Below are 7,521 nucleotides of genomic sequence, written 5' to 3'. Positions count from 1 at the left end.
AAAGGAGGAAACAGACTAAAAATAATCCTAAGAAATGCAGCCAATGTCATCGGTGGATTAAAAGATACCCATTTGTCCAACTTTTTTAGACGAATACTAAATAAATCAGACCGTGCTACTGCCATAAGTGCCACTGCAAGAAAATTAGGCGTAATTATTTACAATATGATTACCAAAAAAGAGCCTTACAAACCACCAACAGATTATTTATTCTTGGATGAAAAAAGAAAACAAGGATTAGTAAAACAAATTAGAAAACATATCCATAAATTTGACTTGACTCCCGAAGACTTAGGCTTAAAATCAACCTAAAAAGTGTACGTTAGTCAGAATTTTATAAACGACACAGACAGACAATGAAGTATTGTACAAAATGTGGTAAGACACTTACCAAAAAAGTAATAGACCAAAAAGAAAGACTTTGTTGCATTGACAACAGTTGTGGATTTATTTATTGGAATAACCCAATACCAGTCGTGGGAATAGTTGTTGAGACAGACAAAGGAATTGTTTTAGCTCACAATAAATTAGCACCAAAAGGAATTTTTTCAATTATAACAGGTTTTTTAGAAGCAGACGAAACACCAGAAATTGCTTCTCAACGAGAAACAAAAGAAGAACTTGGACTTGACACAACTGAAACAAATTTTCTTGGTGTATTCCCTTTTCCGAAAGCAAACCAAATTGTAATAGCTTATCACATTATTGCAAAAGGACAAATAGAATTAAACGAAGAACTTGACGAATATAAAATTGTACAGAAGACTGAACTTCTTGACTATTCAAAAAACAATAAATTTGAAGTTCAAGAATGGTTAAACAAACTCAACGTATTAGCATAAACAGACAAAAATGAATATAATAGGCAACAAATATAAAATTGACTTGGGAATGGCAAAGGCTACTTTGGACATTCATAGCGACAGTTCTTTAACATTTACAATTATAGAACAAAATGGAAACGAAGTAAATGTAAGTGAAACAGTAAAAACAAAAATTGTAGAATTAAGACCATCCCTATTTCAAGTAACTTGGAAAGAAGAAAATGGTAAGACAATTACACAAATTCAAGACTATGAAAATGAAATTATTTATTCAAATGTTACATTGCCAAACGGACAATTTATTAACTTAAAAGGAACTATAAAACAAGCTGACAAATAAAAACTACCGCTAACAGGGGTTTGCCAAAAGTGGGGCATTTGTATTATCCTCAACATTTGTACTTTCTATTAGCATTTGTACTAAATTTGAACATTGGTGCTTTCTAACCCCCACCTTCGGCAAGCCCCAAACCGTTGGCAGAAATTATAAAAGCAGACTCAACTCACAATAATTAATTCAAAGTAATCACTATAAATTAAAAACTTGGAAAATACAGAAGAGAATATCATCACGAATATAGAACCTTTGAAAGAACTAAAAAGGATTGACGGACACTATATTTCACACGAAATTAAACATCTGTTACACCTTGAAAGCGGTTTTATATTTACCGTAAAACAACTCTTTATCAGACCTGGTAAATTAGTAAGAACTTTTATATCAGAGGATAGAAGTAAAGCTACTAAACCTGTCGTTTTTTTAATATTATCAGCGACAATTTTCACTGTTATTTTTCATTTTTTTCATATGGAATGGCAATTTTTCGGCTTAGACCAAACTACTGAAAATACAGCTCAATATTCAACAAAGAAAGCAATTAATAATTGGACGAGTAGTCATATTGGTTATACTTCACTTGCAATTGGATTTTTGATTGCATTTTGGATAAGAGTATTTTTCAGAAAACATGGCTACAATATCTATGAAATTACTGTTTTATTATGTTATTCCATAGGACAATTATTACTAATAATAGCTATTTTTTATTTTCCCGTAGGAGTATTTTTGTTAAAAAACAACATAATTAGAGAAATCGGTGTTTATATAGGATTTTTCTATGTTTTTTGGTCAGTGGGACAATTTTTTGGAGAAAAAAAAATTATAAACTATATTAAATCAACAATATGTTGTTTTTTAGGTGCTTTATCTTTCAGACTGATTTTGAATTTACTTGTAATTATTTACTATCAGTTGGGTATAAAATAACTTCTGCCAACATGGGTTTGTGTCAAGTGGGGGCTGAAGGAAGTTATTGAACTTTGAGAACTTTATTGTACATTTGTTTCGGCGGACGGAAACCTTTTGAACATTTGTAAGTAGCTCAACATCAGTAATTTATATCGGCAGACGTTCGGACTGAGGTGCTAAAATCCCCCACCTGCCACAAGCCGTGTTCGTTGGTGGCTATGCTAAAAAAACACGAATCCGACATTTTCGTAACATCAAATTAGAATTTTTCGTACATTTGACACATGGAAAATTCCGAAGAAATAGGACTTGATTTTATCATTGACAAGCTGACAAACAGCATTGAAAATGTCATTACTGGCGACAGTTTTGCGACTGAAATCTCTATTCTGACAAACTCTGACTTGAAAACTGTTAGTAAAAAGAACGGTTGGCTTTTTAGTTGGAAAGATGAATTCAAAGAACCTGCCCGTGACGTTTATAAGCTGACAATTACAAATAATTCGACTATAATTCAAGGACTTATAAGTTTAGAAGTCAAAGAAGACCACGTTTATATGCACTTAGTTGAGAGTTCACCATTCAATAAGGGTAAGGCAAAAGTGTATTCAGGCGTTGCTGGGAACTTAGTTGCTTTTGCTTGTAAATTATCCTTTCAGCGTGGACACGAAGGAAATGTATCATTTCTTTCAAAAACGCAACTTATTGAACATTACGAAAAAACACTTGGGGCTTTTCACTTTGGCGGACGAATCATGATAATTGAAACGCAAGCGGCACTCAGACTTATTAACAAATATTTTCAAAAGTAAAGAAAAGATATGAAAACGAACAAAATTGACTTGGATTTAGACTTTATTGGTGGACAAGGTTCGCTGACAAAAATAGAAGAGAAGGAACTCAGCGATTTTTTCAAAAGCCGAAAATTATCAGCAAGGACAACTATTAGACAACAGGTTGGGACAACTATTCGCCCGAATGTAATTGCCTGACGCTGGACGACGCAAAAAAGCACAGCCACCAACAACTAAGCACCCAACAACTAAGCGTTCGTCGTGGCTGAAAGCCATGCGATGAAGGCGATGTTGAACTTAACCTTGGGCGGACGGCTAGTCTAGCGGTCGGCTTCGGTGATTTCTTTTATGGAGTTGTCGTTCGACTTGAAGATATTTGGAAGAGCAGGTTTTCGCTTGCTTTTTTGTTTTTTAGGGCTAAAAAGTGTTTAATAAGCTATTTCTGTTTTCGTAAGCACATAAATTAATTTTTATAGCTCCGCACTTATTGGTTTTCCTTGCCTGTATCGTCGTCGATTTCTGTGTTTTTCATAAACAACCTTGTAAAACAGTAAATTAGCATAAATGAAGGCAAAGTTGAACCTTTCTATTAACTTTGTCTTCATGGACATTTACAACGAAAACGGCAGATTTATTTCAATCCTCTCGGATTATGATTTCAAGGCTACTTTTGGAAATGAAGCAGATACTACATTTCTAAAAAAGGCGTTACAAGCCTTAATTGATTCGCCTGTTCCAATAAAATTGGTTGAATTTGTCAAAAATGAAATTTCGGCTATCACTATTGACAGTCGGAGTGGTATTTATGACATTGCCTGCATTGATAAGAATGACAATCATTTCATTGTGGAAATGCAGTTGAGCGAATACCCAGAGTTTATTCAACGCATGAAGTTTTACGCTTTGCACCGCTTCAATACGTTGGTAAAGAAAGGTGAATACAAATTTGAGAACCTACCTAAGATTTACTGTATTGGCATTTTGGCAAAAAGCATTTTTACTCAAATAGCTGATTATCATAACATTGCTGTACTTCGTAATGCCCAAAATGAAACTATTGACGACCAAATGACGTTTGTAACCGTAGAACTTGACAAGTTCAAAAAGAAAGAAAATGAAGTAATAACCGATTTGGATAAACTGATTTATACGATGCAAAATTTACATACAGTTACCGAAACATCACAGTTCCCAACTTTTTGGAATGAAGAGTGGTTAAAAAAAGCTATTTCAGAAGTGGACACTCGCAATATGACATCCGAACAGAAATTAGCTTATGAAATGGCTATTTCGGCAAATGCTTTGGCTGTCAAAAACGAAAGTAAGAAAATTAAAGATGCACTTAATAACAAGACCATAGAAACTATAAAAAACGCATTAGAGGTAGGATTGTCAATAGAACAAAGTGCCAAGGTAGCAGGTGTAACTGTTGACTTTGTTACATCGGTACAGCAGCAACTTGCTGGCAAATAAACTCTTGACTGGCAAAGAAGAGTCAGCAACCAACATTGCATTTATGAAAAGGCTGGCGGACGTAAGTAATTCCGCTTTTGTAATTCTATCAAGCATTTTGCCAATGCTCAACTTCTGTATTTCAATCTCCTATCCTTCATAAATATTTGTACGTTAACAGAAACCCGTTAGCACCCCATCAAACTAAAAATACTAAAATTATTCAGACACTTTTGTAACACGACAAATTTTGACTTGTCCAAATAATGGTAACAATGGAATTATTATTAAAAATGGACAATTTTAAAAACAAAGTTGCCGTTAATCCTCTATTTTTACCGAATTAATATTGAAATTTTCAACCCAATTGCTAATGAAAAACGCTACACAGGTTTTACCACCTTTACTAATCATTAAACCGCAAAATTACTCCATCGAATAGCTTTAATTTTCAAAAAATCAATTCGTGGCGGTTATATTCCAAATCGGTTGGATAGACGCCATCAATAAACAAATTTTTAGAGCTAATGGCGGTTATACGCTCGTTAGCTGTCATTGCAGAGAAACTACCGACATAGCAGACTTTAAGTGTCTATCATACATTATTATACTTCCTGAATTTGCTACATTATAATTCCCTTTTGGCAATTGAACTAATTGATGACACCTGTTTCTTGCTTCCATTGTAATTCCATTATCTTCTGCACCTAACAAATAAATACATTTATCAAGGTGTTGGTACTCTTCAATTTTTACGCTTCTTTCGTCTAATTCAACACCAACCAAACGACAATCGTATGGCATTGATTTATAAAACTCTTCAAAAGTCTCATAATAGTAGAATGGTATTGATTCACAAGTTTTCATTGTATCGCTTGCCTGTTTTGGTATTCTTTTACCTATTGTAAAGATGAAACTTGCACCTAAAATGTTTGCTGAACGCCACAAACTGCCGACATTCATTTCTGTTTTGGGGTTCATAATTCCTATTCCGAAATATCCTTTATTTTTCATTTTACTTGTTATTTATAATTTAATAATCTGACCGAAAAAAGCAACGAACAGCTAACAATATATTGCCAATAGTGGGGCAGACGTTCCGCCATTGAGCAATGCACTACTATTTAGCTGTGTGCCTGTGGTGAGCAGTTGTGCAAGTAGCCCCACCATCGGCAATATTTCAACGTTAGTGGCTACCGCAGGAGAAAAACGAAGATGGAAAAACTAAAAATAAAATTATTAGATTTCGAGTCGCAGACTCTTTACAACTTCATAATTGAAGCATATCGCTTTGCTGATTTAAATGGAAAAATAAAAATTGACAATTTTATAAGATATACAAATTCTCGTGTCACTGAAATAATTCAAAAAGGTTACGCAATTACCGAAATATCATTAAAAATAAATTCTGTAAGATATACTTATGAAGATGGAGACGCTATCGAAAATATCCTTTTTAAAATTGAAGCAGAGAATATTTCCGACGAAAGTGGCTTGCGTTTTGACGATATAGTTATTATTTACGATGGTGACAGACAATATCTGAGAGATATTAATGTATTCAAAAAAAAATATCGATCTGTTTTTGAACCTAATTACGAACAACATGAGGCTTACAGAATAGCTTATGAAAAAGAACTTTCCAAATATCATGGCGATTCAAAATGGATGGAACGAGATAGACAGGAAAAGAAGAAAAAACAAGATTCAAAAAATAAAATTGACTTTTACTACTTACTCGAAAAATTTATTCCGTATTTCTTGTGGATAGCTGTTTTTATTGTCATTATTGATGCATTGAAGAAATGTCATTAAGTAACAATAAAGAACTACTATTTTACTAACTTTGCTTCATGGAAGCATTATACACTGACGACCAAATATTTATTCCGATAATCTCGGACTACGGTTTCAAGGCTACTTTTGGCAATGAAGCAAATACGCTGTTTTTAAGAAGGGCTTTGCAGGCACTTATCAAGTCAGAAGTGCCTATCAAAGAGGTAAAGTTTGACAAAAATACCTTTGAAGGCATTACCCAAGACGGACGTAGTGGCATTTTTGATTTGGCTTGTACAGATGAAAACGACAATCATTTTATCGTAGAAATGCAATATGGCGATGCACCGTATTTTGTACAACGAATGAAATTTTACGCCTTGCACAAGTTCAACGCAATGGTAAAACGTGGGAAGTTCGACTATGGAACACTGACAAAAATCTACTGTGTGGCTATCTTGGCAAACGACATTCTACCCTATCCTCAATTTCATACCGTTGCGAATCTGCGAAACGAACAAGGCGAACTTTTTGACGACCAAATGACGTTTATTACAGTAGAATTAGATAAATTTACTTTGCAAGAAGCTGATTGTCAAACAGATTTACAAAAACTGATTTATACGATGAGGACGATACATACAGTAACACAGACGACCCAATTTCCCAAATTTTGGGACGAAGCGTGGCTTAAAGTAGCCATTGACGAACTGGATAGTCGTAAAATGACACCTGACGAAAAGGCTTCATTGGAAATTTTGATTGCTCGTAATGCAGAATCTGTTAAGGCTGAAAGTAGAAAAATTAAAGAAGCTGAACAGAGAGTAAAAGCTGAAATGGTGACAAACGCACTCAATATGAGCTTGACAGTTGAACAATGTACAAAATTAGCTAATGTTTCGGCGGACTTTGTTTTATCTGTTCAGCGACAACTTACTGCCAAATAGACGCTTGGAGGACTTTTTGCTCATGGACACTTGAATGGCGAGAGAAGCGGCAGCCACCAACATTGTATTTATGAAAGACTGGCGGACGTAAGTAATTCAGCATTTGTAATTCTATTCGGCAATGTGCTAATACTGAACTTTTGAATTTCAAATTCCAGTCCTTCATAAATACCCGTCCGTTGGTGGCAATTCCCCCTACTCAAAAAAACGAGTTGCAAAAGCAGGCTAACGTTTGTACGTTTGCGACACAAAGAGAAATAGACCGATTTAAAATTGGTGTTCGTAGCCCGATGGCCATTCCGGTTGAGATGTATCGTGTTCTATAATCTTTTTATAGAGCTTGTGTTGCAATCATTGGTGGCATTTATTTGACCCCGTTCAGAATATTGATAAACCTTTATATACATCTTCTTTGTATTTTTTTCATCAAAAACAACAAGAAGATGCAACAGAAAACCAAACAAAAGAAACCCAAAACC

Annotated in this window: 10 protein-coding genes and 1 pseudogene; 10 read left to right on the top strand and 1 reads right to left on the bottom strand. The window is 34.4% G+C overall.

Annotated elements, in window-relative coordinates; translation table 11 throughout:
- From LV89_RS25465 to LV89_RS24670, 7 genes and pseudogenes are all read left to right on the top strand, one after another.
- Window positions 1–312, top strand: a pseudogene (locus tag LV89_RS25465) (IS110 family transposase); the annotation flags it as partial.
- Between the two features lie 44 nt (window positions 313–356).
- The gene (locus tag LV89_RS24690; protein ID WP_109745666.1) at window positions 357–842 is read left to right on the top strand and encodes an NUDIX domain-containing protein; all 486 of its coding nucleotides are present in this window, start codon (window positions 357–359) and stop codon (window positions 840–842) included.
- Window positions 843–852: 10 nt separating this feature from the next.
- A complete protein-coding gene (locus LV89_RS24685; RefSeq protein ID WP_109745665.1) occupies window positions 853–1,164 on the top strand; it encodes a MoaF-related domain-containing protein in 312 nt (103 codons plus the stop codon).
- Between the two features lie 204 nt (window positions 1,165–1,368).
- Window positions 1,369–2,091 (top strand): DUF3667 domain-containing protein, encoded by a 723-nt coding sequence (locus tag LV89_RS24680; RefSeq protein ID WP_158279685.1) that lies wholly within the window; start codon window positions 1,369–1,371, stop codon window positions 2,089–2,091.
- Window positions 2,092–2,357: 266 nt separating this feature from the next.
- The gene (locus LV89_RS24675) at window positions 2,358–2,885 is read left to right on the top strand and encodes a hypothetical protein (RefSeq protein ID WP_109745663.1); all 528 of its coding nucleotides are present in this window, start codon (window positions 2,358–2,360) and stop codon (window positions 2,883–2,885) included.
- 9 nt (window positions 2,886–2,894) lie between these two features.
- A complete protein-coding gene (locus LV89_RS25460; protein ID WP_158279684.1) occupies window positions 2,895–3,065 on the top strand; it encodes a hypothetical protein in 171 nt (56 codons plus the stop codon).
- A gap of 405 nt (window positions 3,066–3,470) precedes the next feature.
- Window positions 3,471–4,340 (top strand): Rpn family recombination-promoting nuclease/putative transposase, encoded by an 870-nt coding sequence (locus LV89_RS24670; RefSeq protein WP_109745662.1) that lies wholly within the window; start codon window positions 3,471–3,473, stop codon window positions 4,338–4,340.
- 531 nt (window positions 4,341–4,871) lie between these two features.
- Here the strand turns inward: LV89_RS24670 and LV89_RS24665 are convergent.
- Window positions 4,872–5,333 (bottom strand): RNA methyltransferase, encoded by a 462-nt coding sequence (locus tag LV89_RS24665; protein WP_109745661.1) that lies wholly within the window; start codon window positions 5,331–5,333, stop codon window positions 4,872–4,874.
- 91 nt (window positions 5,334–5,424) lie between these two features.
- Here LV89_RS24665 and LV89_RS25895 point away from each other — a divergent pair, with 91 nt between their 5' ends.
- The 3 genes from LV89_RS25895 to LV89_RS24655 are packed head-to-tail and all read left to right on the top strand — an operon-like array spanning window position 5,425 to window position 7,042.
- Window positions 5,425–5,547, top strand: coding sequence for a hypothetical protein (locus LV89_RS25895; RefSeq protein ID WP_262509888.1), 123 nt, complete (start codon window positions 5,425–5,427; stop codon window positions 5,545–5,547).
- Window positions 5,535–6,134, top strand: a complete 600-nt coding sequence (locus LV89_RS24660) for a hypothetical protein (protein WP_109745660.1) — start codon at window positions 5,535–5,537, stop codon at window positions 6,132–6,134. Before LV89_RS25895 ends, LV89_RS24660 begins: the two co-directional genes overlap by 13 nt.
- 38 nt (window positions 6,135–6,172) lie before the next feature.
- On the top strand, window positions 6,173–7,042 hold the full coding sequence (locus tag LV89_RS24655) for an Rpn family recombination-promoting nuclease/putative transposase (protein ID WP_109745659.1): 870 nt from the start codon (window positions 6,173–6,175) through the stop codon (window positions 7,040–7,042).
- The last annotated feature ends 479 nt before the right edge of the window (window positions 7,043–7,521 follow it).

This window comes from Arcicella aurantiaca, from assembly GCF_003148625.1.
Taxonomy (GTDB): Bacteria; Bacteroidota; Bacteroidia; order Cytophagales; family Spirosomataceae; genus Arcicella; species Arcicella aurantiaca.
Note: the sequence above shows the minus strand (reverse complement) of the source record. Positions and strands in the feature narration are given on the sequence as shown.

Bases quoted from the DNA above. Each gene is read 5' to 3' on its own strand.
- LV89_RS24670 (WP_109745662.1), top strand. From the start codon at position 3,471: ATGGACATTTACAACGAAAACGGCAGATTTATTTCAATCCTCTCGGAT.
- LV89_RS24660 (WP_109745660.1), top strand. From the start codon at position 5,535: ATGGAAAAACTAAAAATAAAATTATTAGATTTCGAGTCGCAGACTCTT.
- LV89_RS24690 (WP_109745666.1), top strand. From the start codon at position 357: ATGAAGTATTGTACAAAATGTGGTAAGACACTTACCAAAAAAGTAATA.
- LV89_RS24665 (WP_109745661.1), bottom strand. From the start codon at position 5,333: ATGAAAAATAAAGGATATTTCGGAATAGGAATTATGAACCCCAAAACA.
- LV89_RS24655 (WP_109745659.1), top strand. From the start codon at position 6,173: ATGGAAGCATTATACACTGACGACCAAATATTTATTCCGATAATCTCG.
- LV89_RS24675 (WP_109745663.1), top strand. From the start codon at position 2,358: ATGGAAAATTCCGAAGAAATAGGACTTGATTTTATCATTGACAAGCTG.
- LV89_RS24685 (WP_109745665.1), top strand. From the start codon at position 853: ATGAATATAATAGGCAACAAATATAAAATTGACTTGGGAATGGCAAAG.
- LV89_RS25460 (WP_158279684.1), top strand. From the start codon at position 2,895: ATGAAAACGAACAAAATTGACTTGGATTTAGACTTTATTGGTGGACAA.